15 protein-coding genes are annotated in these 18,585 nt (G+C 49.5%); 2 read left to right on the top strand and 13 right to left on the bottom strand.

Annotated elements, in window-relative coordinates; translation table 11 throughout:
* Window positions 1–337: 337 nt before the first annotated feature.
* On the top strand, window positions 338–2,959 hold the full coding sequence (gene mutS / locus EV202_RS00345) for a DNA mismatch repair protein MutS (protein WP_125240130.1): 2,622 nt from the start codon (window positions 338–340) through the stop codon (window positions 2,957–2,959).
* 12 nt (window positions 2,960–2,971) lie between these two features.
* Here the strand turns inward: mutS and EV202_RS00350 are convergent, their stop codons facing one another.
* The 8 genes from EV202_RS00350 to polA form a co-directional block, all read right to left on the bottom strand.
* A complete protein-coding gene (locus tag EV202_RS00350) occupies window positions 2,972–3,214 on the bottom strand; it encodes a hypothetical protein (RefSeq protein ID WP_106041245.1) in 243 nt (80 codons plus the stop codon).
* Between the two features lie 678 nt (window positions 3,215–3,892).
* Complete coding sequence (gene lgt, locus EV202_RS00355; RefSeq protein WP_106041246.1) at window positions 3,893–4,804, bottom strand: prolipoprotein diacylglyceryl transferase; 912 nt, start codon at window positions 4,802–4,804, stop codon at window positions 3,893–3,895.
* A gap of 24 nt (window positions 4,805–4,828) precedes the next feature.
* A complete protein-coding gene (lgt, locus tag EV202_RS00360; RefSeq protein ID WP_106041247.1) occupies window positions 4,829–5,680 on the bottom strand; it encodes a prolipoprotein diacylglyceryl transferase in 852 nt (283 codons plus the stop codon).
* 88 nt (window positions 5,681–5,768) lie between these two features.
* On the bottom strand, window positions 5,769–6,698 hold the full coding sequence (locus EV202_RS00365) for a ketopantoate reductase family protein (protein WP_106069621.1): 930 nt from the start codon (window positions 6,696–6,698) through the stop codon (window positions 5,769–5,771).
* Between the two features lie 25 nt (window positions 6,699–6,723).
* Window positions 6,724–7,533: a carboxypeptidase-like regulatory domain-containing protein gene (locus EV202_RS00370; RefSeq protein WP_131924537.1), complete on the bottom strand. Its 810-nt coding sequence runs from the start codon at window positions 7,531–7,533 to the stop codon at window positions 6,724–6,726.
* A gap of 32 nt (window positions 7,534–7,565) precedes the next feature.
* Window positions 7,566–8,669 carry a redox-regulated ATPase YchF gene (gene ychF / locus EV202_RS00375; protein ID WP_131924539.1) on the bottom strand — a complete coding sequence of 368 codons (1,104 nt, stop codon included), beginning with the start codon at window positions 8,667–8,669 and terminating at the stop codon, window positions 7,566–7,568.
* Between the two features lie 243 nt (window positions 8,670–8,912).
* Window positions 8,913–9,305 (bottom strand): DUF3836 domain-containing protein, encoded by a 393-nt coding sequence (locus EV202_RS00380; protein WP_106069624.1) that lies wholly within the window; start codon window positions 9,303–9,305, stop codon window positions 8,913–8,915.
* Between the two features lie 276 nt (window positions 9,306–9,581).
* Window positions 9,582–12,446: a DNA polymerase I gene (polA, locus tag EV202_RS00385; RefSeq protein ID WP_131924541.1), complete on the bottom strand. Its 2,865-nt coding sequence runs from the start codon at window positions 12,444–12,446 to the stop codon at window positions 9,582–9,584.
* Between the two features lie 88 nt (window positions 12,447–12,534).
* Between polA and EV202_RS00390 the strand changes: the two genes are divergently transcribed.
* The gene (locus EV202_RS00390; protein WP_131924543.1) at window positions 12,535–13,509 is read left to right on the top strand and encodes a polyprenyl synthetase family protein; all 975 of its coding nucleotides are present in this window, start codon (window positions 12,535–12,537) and stop codon (window positions 13,507–13,509) included.
* On the opposite strand, the gene EV202_RS00395 is transcribed toward EV202_RS00390, so the two are convergent.
* From EV202_RS00395 to uvrC, 5 genes are all read right to left on the bottom strand, one after another.
* Entirely contained in the window at window positions 13,485–14,213 is a 729-nt protein-coding gene (locus tag EV202_RS00395; protein WP_234819804.1) for a DUF1266 domain-containing protein, read from the bottom strand. The two genes, EV202_RS00390 and EV202_RS00395, sit on opposite strands and share 25 nt — an antisense overlap.
* Before the next feature lie 361 nt (window positions 14,214–14,574).
* On the bottom strand, window positions 14,575–15,477 hold the full coding sequence (gene deoC, locus EV202_RS00400) for a deoxyribose-phosphate aldolase (protein WP_106041254.1): 903 nt from the start codon (window positions 15,475–15,477) through the stop codon (window positions 14,575–14,577).
* The gene (locus tag EV202_RS00405; RefSeq protein WP_106043254.1) at window positions 15,464–15,802 is read right to left on the bottom strand and encodes a nucleotide pyrophosphohydrolase; all 339 of its coding nucleotides are present in this window, start codon (window positions 15,800–15,802) and stop codon (window positions 15,464–15,466) included. The genes deoC and EV202_RS00405 overlap by 14 nt, the downstream gene beginning before the upstream one ends.
* Window positions 15,802–16,254 (bottom strand): D-aminoacyl-tRNA deacylase, encoded by a 453-nt coding sequence (gene dtd, locus EV202_RS00410; RefSeq protein ID WP_106041255.1) that lies wholly within the window; start codon window positions 16,252–16,254, stop codon window positions 15,802–15,804. The genes EV202_RS00405 and dtd overlap by 1 nt, the downstream gene beginning before the upstream one ends.
* A gap of 475 nt (window positions 16,255–16,729) precedes the next feature.
* Complete coding sequence (gene uvrC, locus EV202_RS00415) at window positions 16,730–18,583, bottom strand: excinuclease ABC subunit UvrC (RefSeq protein WP_106069628.1); 1,854 nt, start codon at window positions 18,581–18,583, stop codon at window positions 16,730–16,732.
* Window positions 18,584–18,585 lie beyond the last annotated feature (2 nt).

The raw sequence follows: 18,585 nt of genomic DNA on the forward strand, positions 1-18,585 counted from the left end.
GTACAGGCATAAAAAAGGAGTACCGCTGTACTCCAACCTTTGTTAACCTTAAATCTAATACTATGAAAAACACATTGCAAAGGTACGGCTTTTCTGCTTACCTCCAAATAAAACAAATAAAAAAGCGTGTTTAATAACATGTTTTAGCAAAATCATCCTCTTTGTTAAGGCTTGCTAAGGTTTTGAAGCCCCGCCGCATCTGTTTCTAAAAAAGAATTATCTTTGCATGACAAGCCTTTGAGTTGATAAAGGCCCGTATCTTTACGGTTTTCCCCGACCTCTTTGCGGTGCTTTATGAACTTTCAGACTTATAATCCTATAAACATAAAAAACTCACATGAGCCACGAAGATATTGTCCTCACCCCGATGATGAAACAGTTTCTTGACTTGAAGGCGAAACATCCCGATGCCGTCATGCTGTTTCGTTGCGGCGACTTCTATGAAACCTATTCTACCGATGCCGTGGTGGCTGCCGAAATCTTGGGCATCACGCTGACCAAGCGTGCCAACGGCAAAGAAAAGACGGTTGAAATGGCAGGTTTTCCCCACCATGCGTTAGACACCTATCTGCCCAAACTGATACGCGCCGGGAAGCGCGTAGCCATCTGCGACCAGCTGGAAGACCCGAAACTGACAAAGAAACTCGTGAAGCGGGGCATCACGGAGCTGGTGACACCGGGTGTATCCATCAACGACAACATATTGAACCATCGGGAGAACAACTTTCTGGCCGCCGTGCATTTCGGCAAAGGCGCTTGCGGAGTGGCTTTTCTGGATATATCCACCGGTGAGTTTCTCACAGCCGAAGGTCCTTTCGACTACGTGGACAAGCTGCTGAACAACTTCTCGCCCAAAGAAGTGCTTTTCGAACGAGGCCGGAGGGGTATGTTCGAAGGTAACTTCGGAAGCAAGTTCTTTACTTTCGAGCTGGACGACTGGGTGTTTACCGAAACCACCGCCCGCGAAAAACTGCTGAAGCATTTCGAAGTGAAAAACCTGAAAGGGTTCGGCGTGGAGCATCTCAGAAACGGTGTCATCGCTTCGGGGGCTATCCTGCAATACCTCATCATGACGCAACATACGCAGATAGGACATGTCACCTCGCTGGCCCGCATAGAAGAAGACAAATACGTCCGTCTGGACAAGTTCACGGTGCGCAGTCTGGAGTTGATGGGGTCGATGAACGACGGCGGAAGCAGCCTGCTCAGCGTGATAGACAAGACCATCAGTCCGATGGGCGCGCGTCTGCTGAGGCGTTGGCTGGTATTTCCGTTGAAAGATGTGAGGCCTATCGACGAACGCCTCGATGTGGTGGAGTATTTCTTTCGCCAGCCCGATTTCAAGGATTTGATAGAAGAGCAACTGCACCTGATAGGCGACTTGGAACGCATCATTTCCAAAGTGGCGGTGGGGCGTGTTTCTCCTCGCGAAGTGGTGGCTTTGAAGGTGGCTTTACAAGCCATCGAACCCATCAAGGAAGCATGTATGCAGGCCGATAATGCCAGTCTGAACCGCATCGGCGAACAGCTAAACATCTGCCGTTCCATTCGCGACCGCATCGATAGGGAAATCAACAACGACCCGCCACTGCTGGTCAACAAGGGAGGCATCATCAAACAAGGTGTCAATGCCGAACTGGACGAATTGCGCCGGATAGCCTACACGGGCAAGGACTACCTTTTGCAGGTGCAGCAGCGCGAAAGCGAACAGACGGGCATTCCCAGTCTGAAGATTGGCTACAACAACGTTTTCGGCTATTATATCGAGGTGCGCAACGTGCATAAAGACAAAGTGCCGCAGGAGTGGATTCGCAAACAGACGCTGGTCAATGCCGAACGTTACATCACGCAGGAACTGAAAGAGTATGAAGAGAAAATTCTGGGTGCGGAAGACAAGATACTGGCGTTGGAGACGCAGTTGTACAATGAACTTGTGCAGTCTTTGGCCGAGTTTATCCCCGCCATCCAGATAGACGCCAACCAGATAGCCCGGTTGGACTGCTTGCTCTCGTTTGCCACGGCAGCGCGCGAAAACAATTACATCCGTCCCGTCGTTGCCGACGATGACGTGCTGGAAATCCGGCAAGGCCGTCATCCGGTCATCGAGAAGCAGCTCCCGATAGGAGAGAAGTACATAGCCAACGACGTGATGCTCGACAGCAATACGCAGCAAATCATCATCATCACCGGTCCGAACATGGCAGGTAAGTCCGCTTTGCTCCGGCAGACGGCGCTCATTACCCTGCTTGCCCAAATCGGCAGTTTTGTTCCGGCTGAGAGTGCCCACATCGGTCTGGTGGATAAGATATTCACCCGTGTAGGCGCCAGCGACAATATCTCCGTAGGCGAGTCTACTTTTATGGTGGAGATGAACGAGGCCGCCGATATCCTGAACAACCTCTCTCCGCGCAGCCTTGTGCTTTTCGACGAATTGGGACGGGGCACTTCCACATACGACGGCATCTCTATTGCTTGGGCCATCGTGGAGCACATTCACGAACATCCCAGAGCCAAAGCACGCACGCTGTTTGCCACGCACTACCATGAGCTGAACGAGATGGAGAAAAGCTTCAAGCGCATCAAAAACTACAACGTTTCGGTGAAGGAGGTGGATAATAAAGTCATTTTCCTGCGCAAGTTGGAGCGCGGAGGCAGCGAACACTCTTTCGGTATCCATGTGGCGAAGTTGGCGGGCATGCCTAAAAGCATTGTGAGGCGTGCCGACGAAATTCTGCGTCAGCTTGAAATGGAGAATCGCCAGACCGGAACGGTGAGCGGAAAGACCATTACCGAGGGAGCCTCTTCGGCAGGGGGTATGCAGCTCAGCTTCTTCCAGCTCGATGACCCGGTGCTTTGTCAGATACGCGATGAAATACTGAATCTGGACGTGAACAACCTCACTCCGCTGGAGGCGCTGAACAAGCTGAATGACATCAAGAGGATAGTGAAGGGGAAATAAGAAGAAAGCGGTTCACTCCTTTTCTTTCCGATGGCTGACCCGGCTTTCGAGTACGCATTCGAAGCAATTTTCGGGATTCTCATCCTCCTTGACATCTTCATATCGAATAGCTACAAAGTTTTCGTTCGCATAGAATTTATACAGTCGTTTCAGGTAGGCTATCACTATGGCGGGACGTTTCCGAAGGCATCCATCCTCTGTGGAACATTCTATCCACACGCGGTCATTCTTCTGATATCTGGGTTCATCATTCATGTTGAAAAGGTGGTAAAAAAATATGATTTATAAAATAAAGGGTAATAGGTGTGGATTCCAAAATGTTTGTTTATATACACATCAAGCTTGTGCTCCACATCAACAGAATGATTCCTTAGGGTTATGTTTTGATGAATAATATTTACATTGGCGGGGGGGGGTAAATTCTTTTTTCTCATAGCCGGCAGGAAGTTATAGGCAGGCATTTGCAATGTTTTTTTATTTTAATAATGTTGTTGGTGATTATAATCACTAACAACAAATGTATGGAAAAAAATGGAAAAGCGAATATCTGGTAGTAATATTTAGACTTTATTAAGGGAGGAGATGTATCTGGAAATCTGAATGTTTTTCTAATTTTGGATGATAGAGGTGAGGGCGTGTAAATATAAAATATGACTACATTACGATATGCCATAAAAGCGGATTATGCAGACTGGCGTAGAGTTCTTAGTAAAAATTTGCCGGAGTTGTTTTAAGATTCTGTTGTACTGATTTTCAGATGGGGTTTAAAAGCATACCTTGTCTGATATTATTACTCCGAACCCACCTTGTCATAATAAAAGAATCAGGCTCGTATTGCGCGGATTTCACGGATTGGGTCAATAGAGACCACATTTATCCTGCGAAATCCGCGCAATACGAGCCTGAAACGTTATATCGTTCGTTTTATTGTGTTCAGCCCTTCTTCTTTCTGTAGAAGAACATGAAGTACACACCGATGATGATGAAGGGCACGCTGAGCCATTGCCCCATGTTCAGCGTCATACCGTCTTCAAAATTCACTTGGTTCTCCTTCAGGAACTCGATGAAGAAGCGGAAGACGAAGATTTCCGTCAGGCAGAGGCCGAAGAAGAATCCGCGGTGATGGCGCGATGTGGCTGCAATGCCGGCGGTGGCTTTGCCGGCGGCTGCTTTGCTGAAGTCTGTTTGGGGTTTCTCGCTCTGCTTTATCCGGCCTTGCTTGTAGAGGTAAATCATTCCCAAGAAAAAGATGAAATAGGCGATTGCTTCGTATAGCTGTGCCGGATGGCGGGACAGCATGTCCACCCGCTCGAAGACGAATGCCCAAGGCACATCGGTCGGTTTGCCGATTATCTCGGAGTTCATCAGGTTGGCAAGGCGGATGCAGCAGGCGGTGATGGGAGTGGCCACGGCTATCATATCCACCACATCCACGTAGTGCATCTTCGTTTTGCGGCAGTAGAGCCAGAGGGCGATAATCAAGCCCAGCGTTCCACCGTGGCTGGCAAGTCCCTCGTATCCCGTCCATTTCCAGCCTCCGCCGGGCAGGAAGTGTACGGGGAGTATCATCTCCCAGAAATGATTGAGGTAATAGTCGGGTTGGTAGAACAGGCAGTGCCCCAACCGCGCCCCGATGAGTATGCCGAAGAAGCAGTAGAAGAAGAGCGGCTCGAACTTGTCGTCGCCTATTTTCTTGTCGCGGTATTGTTGGCGTACCACGAGGTAAGCCAGTCCGATGCCCACAACCCACAACAGGCCGTAATAGCGGATGGGAATGCTTCCGAAGAGCTTGAAGAGTTCGGGATCGGGGTTCCAGTTGATGGAGAGTAACAGTGGTGATATCATATTTTTATTTCTTGATATGGTTGACTACTTCTTTATGGTTTGTTTTCTCCTGTAAAAGAACATGAAATATATTCCGGCAATGATGAATGGGATACTGAGCCATTGTCCCATATTGAAGTCCATTGTATTTTCAAAATCGGCTTGATTTTCTTTCAAGAACTCTATAAAAAATCGGAAGATAAATATTTCGGTCAGGCATAGCCCGAAGAAGAATCCACGGTGATAGCGTTGTTGTTGTTTCTGTCCTTTCCTATAAAGATAAATCATTCCTATGAAGAAGATGAAATAGGCGATTGCTTCGTATAGCTGTGCCGGATGGCGGGGCAACATATCCACCCGCTCGAAGACGAATGCCCAAGGCACATCGGTCGGTTTGCCGATTATTTCGGAATTCATCAGATTGGCAAGGCGGATGAAACAAGCGGCGATGGGAGCGGCTACGGCTATCATATCCATCACATCCATGTAGTGTATTTTTGTTTTGCGGCAATAGAGCCAAAGGGCGATAATCAGCCCCAGCGTACCGCCATGACTGGCAAGACCTCTATAGCCAATCCATTTCCAACTGCCGTCGGGCAGGAAATGTATGGGAAATATTATTTCCCAAGGATGGTTCTGAAAATATTCCCATCCATAGAAAAAACAGTGCCCCAGCCGTGCTCCGAGTGTGATACCTACAATACAATAGAAAAAGAGTGGAGCAAATTTCTCGTCACTGATTCTCCGGTCTCGGTATTCGCGTTGAACAATGAAACCAGCAAGTATAATGCCCACAACCCACAACAGGCCGTAATAGTGGATGGGGATGCTTCCGAAGAGCCTGAAGAGTTCGGGATCGGGGTTCCAGTTGATGGAGAGCAACAGTGGTGATAGCATATTAATGATATATATCAAAAGTTTGTTTTGACAAAGGTATGAAAAAATCCGGTTGGGTGGTCTGTCTGTGATATCCCATTTTGGAATATCAAGTCGGATTTCCGAACTTTTCCGCCACCATTCTGTATGTCGGCACTTCGATGCCTTGCTCTTCGGCTGCGGCAATTACATCAAACAGCAGTCCTTGCACTTCGCTTTCATGCCCTTTGGCCATGTCTTTCTGCATGGAGGCGGTGCTTTCGGGGGCCAGTTTATCCATTACTTTCAGATTGTACGCCACCAAGTCTTCCGTGAACTCTATGCCCATTTTTTTGCCCAGCAAGGCACTTTCTTGCGACAGTCCGATGAAAGTGTCGCGTGCCTTGCCCGGTTTCTGCACTTCGCCCATAGGCACATCATAGTAGGCACCTGTGACAGCCATGGCCGAAATGAACGACCATTTGACGAACGTATCTCGCCGTATGTCCGTCGAAATGTCGGCCTTGATTCCGCTTTCCTGCAAATCTTGTTGCACGGCCTCCAGTGTTTCGCGGGAAACATCGGTGCCTTGATGTGCCCCGTATACCACACGGAAAATCTTTCCCATTTGCGTGATCTCTCCCGGAGCAGAGACGAATGCCACGATATAAATGCAGCCGTCGAGCACGGTGACATCGGGGACAAGCCGCCGGATGCGCGGCCCTGTGCCGTAGACGTTGAGGATGGGGATTACCACCGTATGCCGGTGTGAGGCACGTTTGATTAAATCGGTGATGGAATCGACCGAATACCCTTTGACGCAGACAAAGATGACGTCTGCCTTGCCTTGAAACTCTTCCGTCGTGCAGGTGGGTATGTTCAGCGTATGCTCGCCTTTCAGGTCGGAATGCAGTTGCAGTCCACGGGTGCGTATGGCTGCCAGATGTCCGTCTCGTGCAATGCAGGTGACGTCTTTTCCTGCCAGAGACAAAAAAGCGGCGATGGAGCCTCCTACGCCGCCTGTGCCTGCAATGAGGTATCTTAATTTATTGTTTGTCATTTGCAGAGAATATTGTAGGGAATGGTTATTTGATGTAATTCTCTTTCTCCATATAATAAAGCCCTTCTCCTTGATCGCCATTTTCCAAGTCTGTCAATTCTATTCTGAAAATGCGGTAAGGAAGATTTGTTTTCGGATGTTTTGGAAGTGCCACGGTCAACAGATAAGTATTCCCATACTGATTGGCAGCAAAATATTCTTTTATTTCTTGTTTCATCAGTATGGGCACTTCTTCACCGTCTATCCATACAATGGCTTTTAGCTGTCCGGAAGGAGGAGCCATACGACATTCTTTTGCCTTTTGGCCTTGTTCGGGCTGCTCTATGCCGGAAATTTCACTATGTACCGATGATTCCGGGTTCATCCCTTTCATCCATTGATAGGTACGTGTCAGGCCTATGGGACGCACGTATATCTGATAAGCGGGGGTGGCTCCGGGAATGCGGAAGACATGCAGACCGTATGCTTCCATGCGGTGATAGCGTATGTTGAGTGTGGTGTCGCGGTCGGCAATGAAATTCCAAGCCCAAAACTCCAGTCTGTGGTCGGCTTCGGGCAGGTTGTTTTTCATGGCAATTTGTGCATAGGAAGGGAGGTAGATGGAGGCTATACTTTGATACTTTCCTTTAGGAATACAGATCATGTAATCTCCATTTTTATCGGTAACAGCTTCTATGATGTTACTGAATCGGGGAGTTTTCCACCAAATAGAAGCACTGTCTATCGGTTGCCCGTTAAAATCTGTCACTCGTCCTCTAATGATTACAGAGTCTTTTTGCTGCGCATAGGTGGCTACGGATAATAACAGAATAAATAAAAATAGGAACTGTTTCATGTCGATTATCGTATGTCTTTATCCTCACACGCTTACACGTTGAACCTGAAGTGCATGATGTCTCCATCCTGCACCACGTAGTCCTTGCCTTCCACGCCCAGCTTTCCGGCTTCGCGCACGGCGGCTTCGCTTCCGTACTTCACGTAGTCGTCGTATTTGATGACTTCGGCACGGATGAAGCCTTTCTCGAAGTCGGTGTGGATGACGCCTGCACATTGCGGAGCTTTCCAGCCTTTTTGATACGTCCATGCCTTTACTTCCATTTCGCCGGCGGTGATGAAGGTTTCGAGGTTCAGCAGTTTGTAGGCCGATTTTATCAGGCGGCTGACGCCCGATTCTTCCAGACCCACTTCTTCGAGGAACATTTGGCGGTCTTCGTAAGTCTCGAGTTCGGCGATGTCGGCTTCGGTCTTAGCGGCTACGATGAGTATCTCGGCGTTCTCGTCCTTTACGGCTTGGCGCACCATGTCGACGTATCGGTTTCCGCTTACGGCAGCGGCTTCGTCCACGTTGCAGACGTACATCACGGGTTTGCTGGTGAGCAGGAAGAGTTCCTTTGCCACTTTCTGTTCGTCTTTGGTGTCGAACTGCACGGTGCGGGCCGATTTGCCTTGTTCCAGCGCCTCTTTATATCGCACCAATACGTCATAAGCCAGTTTGGCGGCTTTGTCTCCGCCGGTCTGTGCCTGTTTCTGTACTTTCTGTATGCGGCTTTCCACGGTCTCGAGGTCTTTTAGCTGGAGTTCGTAGTCGATGATTTCCTTGTCGCGCACGGGGTCCACGCTGCCGTCTACGTGCGTCACGTTGTCGTCGTCGAAGCAGCGCAGCACGTGGATGATGGCATCCGTCTCGCGTATGTTGGCAAGGAACTTGTTGCCCAACCCTTCGCCTTTGCTGGCTCCTTTCACCAATCCGGCAATGTCAACAATCTCCACGGTGGTGGGAACGATGCGTCCGGGGTGCACCAGTTCGGCCAGCTTGGTCAGTCGTTCGTCGGGCACGGTGATGACGCCTACGTTCGGTTCTATTGTACAGAAAGGGAAGTTTGCCGCTTGCGCTTTTGCATTGGACAAACAGTTGAAAAGTGTCGATTTGCCTACGTTCGGCAGTCCGACAATACCACATTGTAAAGCCATTGTCTATTTCGTTATTTTAGAGTTATCTTCTTGGTTATGACGGCCGAAAGATTCGGTTACTGCCGCTTTTCCGGTTGCAAAGATAGGCATTCTTCCGCTTATTGCCTTAAAAGGCGCTCTTTTTCTCAAAATGAGAGAGCCGGAGTGCGTCGCGCATTCCGGCTCTCAGTGTTATGAAAAGGTTTAGTTAATTGTTAGGAGTGAAAAACAATTTTATTTCTAAGAGAGAATAAATTTCTTCAATTACATGTTAGGATTGTCCATCGTTACCGTCATTGCGGGAATCAGGATATACTCTTTTTTGTTTTTGTTCCATTTATAGTAGGTGGTAGTGATGCTCTTTCCCTGATAGGCGTAGCGGATGCACATGTCGTTGGCCCACTCTTCTTTGATGCTGTCCCACTTCAGGGCTTGGCTTTCCGTCATGCGGTTCTGCCCGTCGTACTTATAGTTGTACTTCATGTAGTTGGTCAATGCTCCGTTTTCCATCTTGTAAATGGTTTCGGCCACTTTCACGCCGTTTACTTCTTCCGAATTGTAAATGAGGTTGCTTTTATTGTCGGCCGATGCGCTTAATCCGCAAACCAAAATAAATGCTGAGAGAAACACTGTTTTTAAAGAAACTTTTGCTTTCATGGTTATTTGTTTTTTGAGTTTAACTTTCTATTGTCTATCAATATGTCATTAATTTCGCCGCAAAGGTATGGAATAAATTGACACAAATATAATATTAGGCGTTATTTTTATCAATATGTCAGATTTCTGTTTTTCCTTTTCTTTCTTTTTGGCAAGATTGATGAACAAAAAATATCCGGCAGTGAGGTTGCCGGATATTCTGATGAGCAAACTGTATTTTGAAAAGATTGCTTCCGTTGCTTTCTGATTGTAAGTTAAATAAAGTTATTGGGTGGCTCAGTGTGCCTGAAGCCAGTTTTTTCCCCATCCGCAATCGGCCCTCAGGGGTACGAGCATGCGATATGCCTGTTCCATCTCCTCGATTACAATTTTCTGTACGAGCTCTTTTTCGGCTTCCGGAACGCTGAAATTCAATTCGTCGTGCACTTGCAGAATCATCTTTGCTTTCAGATTGTTACTTTGAAAACGCCCGTAGATGCGCGACATGGCCACTTTGATGATATCGGCTGCGCTTCCTTGTATGGGAGCGTTGATGGCATTCCGTTCGGCATAGCCCCTCACAACGGCATTTCTTGAGTTGATGTCGGGCAGGAAGCGCTTGCGGCGGAAGATGGTTTCCACGTATCCGTTTTCGCGTGCCACTTGGATACTTTTGTCCATGTATTCCTTAACCTGCGGATAGGTTTCGAAATATCCGTCAATCAGTTCTTTGGCTTCCTGCCGGGAGACGTCCATACGTTCGGCCAGTCCGAAGACGGAGATGCCGTAGATGATGCCGAAGTTGGCGGTTTTGGCTTTTCGGCGCATGTCGGCGGTCACCCGGTTTATGTCTTGCTTATATATCTTGGCGGCGGTGGCGGCATGGATGTCGTGCCCGCTGCAAAAAGCCTCTGTCATGTTTTTGTCTCCGCTCAGATGGGCCATGATGCGCAGTTCTATCTGCGAGTAGTCGGCAGAGAAAAATTCGCAGCCGTCGTCGGGGATGAAAGCCTTGCGAATCTCCTTCCCGTCTTCGTCGCGGATGGGGATGTTCTGCAAGTTGGGATTGCTGGAGCTGAGTCGTCCGGTGGCTGTTACGGCTTGGTTGAACGAGGTGTGTATGCGCCCCGTGCGCGGGTTGATGAGTTGGGGAAGACTGTCGATGTAGGTGCTCAGCAATTTCTTCAGTCCGCGGTATTCCAATATCTTGTCGATGATTGCATGTTTGCCGCGATGGCTTTGCAGCACCTCTTCGGAAGTGACGTATTGCCCGGTTTTGGTCTTCTTGGCTTTCTCCACGATTCGCAGCTTGTCAAACAGGATTTCGCCCACCTGCTTGGCCGAACTGATGTTGAACGTTTCTTTGGCCATTTCGTAGATGTCCTTTTCAATCTCTTGCAGGCGCACGGTGAAGTGTTCGGACGATTGCTTCAGGGCTTCGGTGTCAATCCGCACGCCATTGGTCTCCATGTGTACGAGTACAGGCACAAGCGGCATCTCTATCTCGTGGAACAGGTGTTCGGCGCCTTGCTCTTTCAATTCTTTTTCCAGCACGTTTTTCAGTTTCAGGGTGACGTCGGCGTCTTCGCAGGCATAGCGGTAGACATCGCAGGGTGGGAGGTCGCGCATGCTTTTCTGGTTTTTGCCTTTCGGCCCAATCAGTTCGTCGATATGGATGGTGCGGTAGTGCAGGTAGATTTCCGCCAGATAGTCCATGTTGTGGCGCAACTCCGGTTGGAGCACATAGTGGGCGAGCATGGTGTCGAACAACGGACCTTTGACGCAGACTCCGTAATTCCAAAGGACAATCATGTCATACTTGATATTTTGTCCCACCTTCATGGATTTCTCGTTTTCGTAGACAGGACGAAGCTCATTCACTATTTTTAAGGCTTCTTCACGATTGGCAGGAACGGGGATGTAGTAGGCGCGGTTTTCGGCATCGCTGAAGCTCATTCCTACCAGTTCGGCTTCCATCGGCTCAGTTCCGGTGGTTTCCGTGTCTATCGCGAGAATTTCCGTTGTAAGTAACTTTTGAATAATTTCTCTTCTTTTCTCTTCTGTATCAATAAGTTGATAGTCCGTGTCGAGCGTTTCTAACCGTGCGAGATTTGAATTTTCAGATTCACCCGTCCAATTGCCCGCAGAATTTGCAAACAAATCGCCTTGAACGGGAGCGTTGTTTTCGGAACCGGTGTCGGTTTGCGGTCGGGCAAACAGCGTTCCGGCAAAAAGGTCGGGTGCGGAGACAGAGGCCGGGGATGGGGAAGAAGCAGAAGCTGCGTTTCCTTTTTTCAACACCCGGTCGATGAGGGTGCGGAATTCCAACTCCTCGAAAATCTTGCGCAGTTCTTCTTCGTCCGGTTCTTCGCGCACGAGCGAGTGCATGTCGAGTGCTACGGGCACATCGGTCTTGATGGTGGCGAGGAATTTGGAGAAAAGGATCTGCTCCCGGTTTGTTTCCACTTTGGTTTTCAGTGCGCCTTTCAGTTGGTCGGTGTGTTCCAGCAGGTTTTCAATGCTGTCGAATTCGGCGATGAGCTTTTGTGCGGTTTTTTCTCCTACGCCCGGACAGCCGGGGATGTTGTCGGAAGCGTCGCCCATCAGTCCCAGCATGTCGATGACTTGAAGGGTAGACCGTATGTCGAATTTCGCCTTCACTTCTTCCACGCCCATCACTTCGAAGCCGCCGCTATGCTTGGGGCGGTACATGAATACGTTGTCCGATACCAGTTGGCCGTAGTCCTTGTCGGGGGTCATCATGTAGGTGGCGATGCCTTGCCTGCCTGCTTCGGTGGCAAGCGTGCCTATCACGTCGTCGGCTTCGTAGCCGGGCACTTCCAGAATGGGGATGCGGTAGGCGCGGATGATATCCTTTATAATAGGTACTGACAGGCGGATGGCTTCGGGCGTCTCTTCCCGTTGTGCCTTGTACTGTTCGTAGGCTTCGTGGCGGAAGGTGGGACCCGCGGGGTCGAAGGCCACTCCTATGTGGGTGGGATTTTCTTTCTTCAGTACCTCTTCCAAGGTGTTGACGAAGCCCAGAATGGCCGATGTGTTGAATCCCTTTGAATTGATTCTCGGATTCTTTATGAACGCGTAGTAGGCCCGGTATATCAGCGCATAAGCATCGAGCAGAAACAGTCTATCGGTAGTTTTCATACATTTATTCCTCTTTTTTCATGGTAAAAGTACAAAAAAATACGGTATTAACCGTTTTATTGTTATTTTTGTGGGCAAATAGCGACGCATGGACCATTCTTCACTTATAAAATCTCCGATATCCGAGGAATTGGAAGACTTCAAGGAGCTTTTTGAAAGTTCGCTCTCCAGTTCCAATCTTTTGCTGAACAGCGTCATCGCGCATATCCGGCAGAAGAACGGGAAGATGATGCGCCCCATTCTGGTGCTTTTGTCTGCAAAGCTATATGGCAATGTCTGCCCTGCAACCCTCCATGCCGCAGTTTCTCTGGAACTGCTTCACAATGCCAGTCTGGTGCACGACGATGTGGTGGACGAGAGTACCGAACGTCGCGGGCAGCTTTCCGTCAATGCCATTTTTAATAATAAGGTGGCCGTGTTGTCGGGCGATTTCCTGCTGGCAACGGCATTGGTGCAGGTGGCCATGACTCGTAACCACGATATTATAGGTATCGTCTCCGCTTTGGGGCGCGACTTGGCCGATGGCGAGCTTCTGCAACTTTCCAACGTCAGCAATCCGCAATTTTCCGAAACTGTTTATTTCGATGTGATACGTAAGAAGACGGCCGTGCTTTTTGCCGCTTGTACAAAGGCAGGCGCGCTTTCGGTAGGTGCCGATGCCGAAAAGGTTGAGCTGGCGCGTCTGTTCGGCGAGTATGTCGGTCTCTGTTTTCAGATCAAGGATGATATTTTCGATTATTTCGATAGCAAGGAGATAGGTAAGCCTACCGGAAACGATATGTCGGAGGGCAAACTGACGTTGCCGGCGCTCCATGTGCTGAATACCGTGAAGGATGAAGCGATGCGCGAACTTGCCGTAAGGGTTAAAAACGGACAGGCCGCTTCGGATGAGATAGCCCGTTTGATTGAGTTCACCAAGCAGCACGGCGGAATTGAATATGCCTTGCAGACCATGTATGCTTATAAAGAAAAGGCGCTTTCGCTGCTGGCTTCCATGCCCGATACGGATGTCAAAGCCGCACTTGCCGCCTATCTGGATTATGTGGTGGAGCGGGAGAAATAGGCTCGTCGGAACGGTGTGCACATCCACGGACTTTCTGTATTTCTCGTCGCAGTGCAGTAACATTCAATAACGTTTCTGAATTTTTTCTCACCGGGATAGTTTACCGCTTGTCCCAATAGGTAGCTTTTGCCTATCTCTTCCCAAGATGCGAAGTATTCGCGGCACTTCTTGTCGGAAAATTCGATGTATTCCCATGCTTCTTGCTCGCTAATCAGGCGGCAATCGTAGGCCGTGCGCGATAGCTTTATTATTTTGCCCAAGTCCCAAGCCAATATGCCGCGCTGCAAGTCCTCGTTTGTTATGCTGATTTTGCCGTGTAGCCGGATGTGCCGGAAGGAGATGTCCAGATTCCTGCAATAGTGTACCAATCGTTCAATGCCTATGAACTTCTTCCTGATGGCCGCTTCCCGTTGGGTTTCGTCGCAGTGCGACAAGTATAAGGGGAGCATGATGTCGTATGCGCTTCGTTCGCCTTCTTCTTTCAGGAAGTGCATTAGGGGCGGCAGTTGGATTGAGCTTTCGATGTTGTTGGCCGACAGGATTTTTCCAAGCGATTGCCGATTGGCTCCGGTAGTCAGGCTGTTTGTATAAAATCCATACTGTTCTCCGGCCATCAGTCCGGTGAATAAGGCGTGCAACTTGTCAGAGCCTGCAATTCCGGGTTGCGGGTTGGCATTGAAAGGTAATGAATTTATTGTTTCCATACTCTTGATATTTAGCCTATTATCAAAAGGCGTGAGAACTGTTGCCCTATATTTTTCTCGAGGTTTCAGCAAAAACCCTTTACGAAATATAAGCAACAGTCTCACGCGCTATTCGATATATAACAAGAGTATATACGTGAAAGTACGTGAGACCCGTTTGCTTATTACCTTTCGTAAATGAAATTTTGCTGAATTCCGAGAAAAAGATAATAAATGAAACGTTCTCTGATACACTATATTAGCCAAAACGCCATTGGCCCTTATGTCACAAAGGTAAGGTTTTTTTTTGATTATTCCTATTTAACGGCTGTTTAAATTTTTGTTCAACAAACTTTTGAAACCGTTTACCTGTTTTGTGCTGTTAAAAGAATTTTATCTCCTCGCCTTTGATTTCGGACAGCAGCAGATTGGCGAGACGGCTTGTGCCTAAACGGAACAGGCTGTTGTTCAGCCACTCTTCGCCAAGTACTTCCTTGACAATGCTGTAGTAAATCAGTGCGTCGTTCACGGTGTTGATGCCTCCTGCAGGCTTGAATCCGATCTTGTTTCCGGTCAGCGCATGATATTCCTTGATGGCTTGGCACATCACGTAGGCGGCTTCGGGCGTGGCGGCAGGTTGCTGTTTGCCGGTGGAGGTCTTGATGAAGTCGGCGCCGGCATACATGGACAGGATGGAGGCTTTCTTTATGTTGGAGGCTGTCTGCAAGGCTCCGGTTTCGAGAATCACTTTCAGGTGCTTTTCTTTGCAGGCGGCTTTCAGTTCCTGTATCTCGTCGCACATGGTTTCGTAGTCTCCGGCAAGGAACTTGCCCACCGAAATCACGATGTCTATCTCGTCGGCGCCTTCCATCACGGCCATTGCCGTTTCGGCCACCTTTACTTCGATGAAAGTCTGCGAGGAGGGGAAACCGCCCGATACGCAGGCGATGTTTACGTCCTCCACTTCCAGCGTGTCCCTTACGATTTCGGCGAAGTTGGGATATACGCAGATGGCGGCCACGTTCTTCAGGTCGGGAAATTCGTTGTCGAATTGGTTCACTTTCCGGGTGAACTTCATGACGCTTTCATCGCTGTCCTCGGTTCGGAGCGTAGTCAGGTCGATGCAGTTGAAGAGGAATTTCTTCACGTCGGGCGTATTGTTTGCAGGCACTTTCTCTGCAACGATTTTGGCTACTTGTGCAGCTACTTCTGCATCGTTCATCCGGGTGTTGTACTTGGCCAGAGTGGCTTCGTACTTGTTTTGCGTAGACTCAGTTTTTTCCATGGTCTTTCAGTTTTGGGTTATTGATATGTCTCGTTTGGTCACGTTTGGTTTTCTTTTCAAGGTTGCGGGCAAAGGCTTCGGTCAGGTTCACGCCCGTCTGGTTGGCAATGCAGAGCAGCACCCAGAGCACATCGGCCATTTCGTCGCCGAGGTTGTTTTTTTCGCCTTCCTTGAAGGATTGGTCGCCGTATCTGCGTGCCATGACGCGGGCCATTTCGCCCACTTCCTCGGTCAGTACGGCCATATTGGTGAGTTCGCTGAAGTAGCGCACTCCGTATTCCTTTATCCAAGCATCCACTTGTTGCTGTGCTTCTTCCAGTGTCATCATTCCTTGTTTTTTGTATCCATGCAGATGGTTACCGGACCATCGTTCAGCAGTTCCACTTTCATGTCCGCTCCGAAGCGGCCTGTGCCCACCTCTTTGCCCAGCGCCGTGCTCAGTTCCCGGCAGAACAGCTCGTAGAGGGGGATGGCTGTTTCCGGCCGGGCTGCCCGTATGTACGAGGGGCGGTTGCCTTTCTTGGTCGAGGCGTGCAGCGTGAACTGGCTGATTACCAGTATGTCGCCGCCGGTTTCGATGACGGACTTGTTCATCACCCCTTGTTCGTCGTCGAATATGCGCAGGTTCACGATTTTCTTGCAGAGCCAGTCGATGTCGTCCTTTCCGTCGGCTTCCTCGATGCCCAGCAGTACCAGAAGTCCCTTTCCGATGGCCGATTTGCAAGCCCCGTCTATGCTGACGGAGGCGTGTCCGGTGCGTTGTATCACTACTCTCATGCTGTTTGTTTTCCTTTTTTGAACAGGCAAAGTTACAAATAAATTCGTTGTGTTGCGTGGCTTTTGCCCTACGATTTTATCATCTCTGTTTTCTGCTTTGACAGGGGCAAGTGCCTGTCGTGGCAAACACTTGTGTCTGTTCTGTCGGATGCTTGTGTCTGTCGGCTTGGATGCTTGTGTTTGTCACGGCAGGGGCTTGTATCTGTCGGGAACGGCCTGCAGGGGGCTTGTGGAGGGGGTAGGTGAGGAGGAGGAAAGGGGATTTTCAGACGCAGATGGCACGGATGACGCAGATTTAAAGTAAAAACATACAAGGGGGATATAAGAGAAAACCGGAAAACCGGAAGAAAGAAACCGGGGCTTCCATGTGGGAACCACAGCGAGGCGAAATAAAAAATCTGCGTCATCCGTGCCATCTGCGTCTGAAGAATTTACTTTCCTCAGCCTGCAAATCAAAAGATTATCCTGCTGATAATCAATCAATTGTGTCTTCGAAATGTTTCCTTATGATGTCGGCTTTCGCCTTGCCCGCCACGGCTGCCAGCTCCTCGTGCGAGGCTTCCCGTATGCGCTTCACGCTCTTGAAGTGTTTGAGCAGCGCCGATTTGGTTTTCTCCCCTATGCCTTTTATCTCGTCCAGCGCCGAAGCTATCTGGCGCTTGCTTCGTTTATCGCGGTGGAAAGTGATGGCGAAGCGGTGCACTTCGTCTTGAATCTGCGTCAGGAGGCGGAAGAGCGGAGAGTTCTGTTTCAGGCCGATGGTTTGGGGAGGGAAGCCGTAGAGCAGTTCCGAAGTGCGGTGTTTGCCATCTTTGGCAAGCCCGGCAATGGGAATGTTCAGCCGCAACTCGTCCGTCACCTCTTTTACGGCGCTCATTTGCCCTTTTCCGCCGTCGGTGATGAGGAGGTCGGGCAGGGGAGTGTTCTCTTCTATGGCGCGCCGGTAACGCCTTCTGACGACCTCTTTCATCGAGGCGTAATCGTCCGGCCCTTCCACGGTCTTGATGTTGTATTTCCGGTAATCCTTCTTCGAGGGTTTTCCTTTCACGAACACCACGCATCCGGCCACGGGGTCGGAGCCTTGGATGTTCGAGTTGTCGAAGCATTCTATCCGCATCGGAAGGCGTTCGAGGTGCAGTTCTTGCTGAATTTCCTTGAGCAGGCGCACGGTTCGTTGCTCCGGATTCAGCTTTTCCGATTGTTTCAGCCGGTCGGCCTTGTATTGCTTCACGTTCAGGGTGGAGAGTTCCAGCAGTTTCTTCTTGTCGCCCCGTTGCGGAACGGTGAACGTCACGTCTTTCAGCTCCATGTCCGGCTCGAAAGGTACGATGATTTCGTGCGAAAGGCTCTTGTACCGTTCTCTCATCTCGATGATGCCCAAGCACAGCAGCTCCTCTTTCGTCTCGTTCAGCCGTTTCTTGTATTCAAACGTAAAGGCCTGATTGATGGCTCCGTTCGTGATGTGCAGGTAGTTGATGTAAGCCGATTTGCCGTCTCCGTCTTCCTCGATGGAGAATACGTCGATGTTGTGAAGCACGTTGCTCACCACCTCCGACTTCGCTCGGTAGCTCTCTATCAGCAGGTACTTCTCCTTTACTTTTTGCGCCTCCTCAAACCTCATCTCGGCGGCCAGTTCCTGCATCTGTCGCAGCATCATCCGTTCCACTTCCTGCGTGTTTCCTTTCAAGATTTCCTTTATCTCATCGATATTTTTCATGTATTCCTCGTGGCTCTGCCTGCCGATGCAAGGGCCTGCGCAATTCTTGATGTGATACTCCAGGCAGACGTTGAATTTTCCGGCACGGATGTTCTCCGGCGAGAGATTCAGATTGCATGTGCGCAGAGGGTACAGGTGTTTGATGAGGTCGAGCACCGCATACATGGATGGAACATGACTGTACGGCCCGTAGTAGGACGAGCCGTTGCGGATTATCTTCCGGGTCTTGAATACGCGCGGGAAATATTCGTTCTGCATGCAGATGCTGGGGTAGGTCTTGTCATCCTTCAGCAGCACGTTGTAGCGTGGCTTGTATTTCTTTATCAGGTTGTTCTCCAGAAGCAGGGCATCCTCTTCCGTGTTCACCACGATGTATCGGATGTCGGCAATCTTGCTTACCAGCACCCGTGTTTTCCCCGGCTCGTGCTCGCGGTTGAAGTACGAGGAAACCCTTCGTTTCAGGTTCTTGGCTTTGCCTACGTATATAACGGTTCCTCCGGCATCTAAATATTGGTAAATGCCGGGGCTTTCGGGCAGGTTGGATACAATCAGCCGCAGGGCTTCTCCTCTTGCCTCCCGATCTTGTTGTAAGGATGCCCTTGGGTCAATCATTG

This window comes from Prevotella heparinolytica (genome assembly GCF_004342845.1).
GTDB lineage: Bacteria > Bacteroidota > Bacteroidia > Bacteroidales > Bacteroidaceae > Bacteroides > Bacteroides heparinolyticus.

Bases quoted from the DNA above. Each gene is read 5' to 3' on its own strand.
- mutS (WP_125240130.1), top strand. From the start codon at position 338: ATGAGCCACGAAGATATTGTCCTCACCCCGATGATGAAACAGTTTCTT.
- EV202_RS00350 (WP_106041245.1), bottom strand. From the start codon at position 3,214: ATGAATGATGAACCCAGATATCAGAAGAATGACCGCGTGTGGATAGAA.
- lgt (WP_106041246.1), bottom strand. From the start codon at position 4,804: ATGATATCACCACTGTTACTCTCCATCAACTGGAACCCCGATCCCGAA.
- lgt (WP_106041247.1), bottom strand. From the start codon at position 5,680: ATGCTATCACCACTGTTGCTCTCCATCAACTGGAACCCCGATCCCGAA.
- EV202_RS00365 (WP_106069621.1), bottom strand. From the start codon at position 6,698: ATGACAAACAATAAATTAAGATACCTCATTGCAGGCACAGGCGGCGTA.
- EV202_RS00370 (WP_131924537.1), bottom strand. From the start codon at position 7,533: ATGAAACAGTTCCTATTTTTATTTATTCTGTTATTATCCGTAGCCACC.
- ychF (WP_131924539.1), bottom strand. From the start codon at position 8,669: ATGGCTTTACAATGTGGTATTGTCGGACTGCCGAACGTAGGCAAATCG.
- EV202_RS00380 (WP_106069624.1), bottom strand. From the start codon at position 9,305: ATGAAAGCAAAAGTTTCTTTAAAAACAGTGTTTCTCTCAGCATTTATT.
- polA (WP_131924541.1), bottom strand. From the start codon at position 12,446: ATGAAAACTACCGATAGACTGTTTCTGCTCGATGCTTATGCGCTGATA.
- EV202_RS00390 (WP_131924543.1), top strand. From the start codon at position 12,535: ATGGACCATTCTTCACTTATAAAATCTCCGATATCCGAGGAATTGGAA.
- EV202_RS00395 (WP_234819804.1), bottom strand. From the start codon at position 14,213: ATGGAAACAATAAATTCATTACCTTTCAATGCCAACCCGCAACCCGGA.
- deoC (WP_106041254.1), bottom strand. From the start codon at position 15,477: ATGGAAAAAACTGAGTCTACGCAAAACAAGTACGAAGCCACTCTGGCC.
- EV202_RS00405 (WP_106043254.1), bottom strand. From the start codon at position 15,802: ATGACACTGGAAGAAGCACAGCAACAAGTGGATGCTTGGATAAAGGAA.
- dtd (WP_106041255.1), bottom strand. From the start codon at position 16,254: ATGAGAGTAGTGATACAACGCACCGGACACGCCTCCGTCAGCATAGAC.
- uvrC (WP_106069628.1), bottom strand. From the start codon at position 18,583: ATGATTGACCCAAGGGCATCCTTACAACAAGATCGGGAGGCAAGAGGA.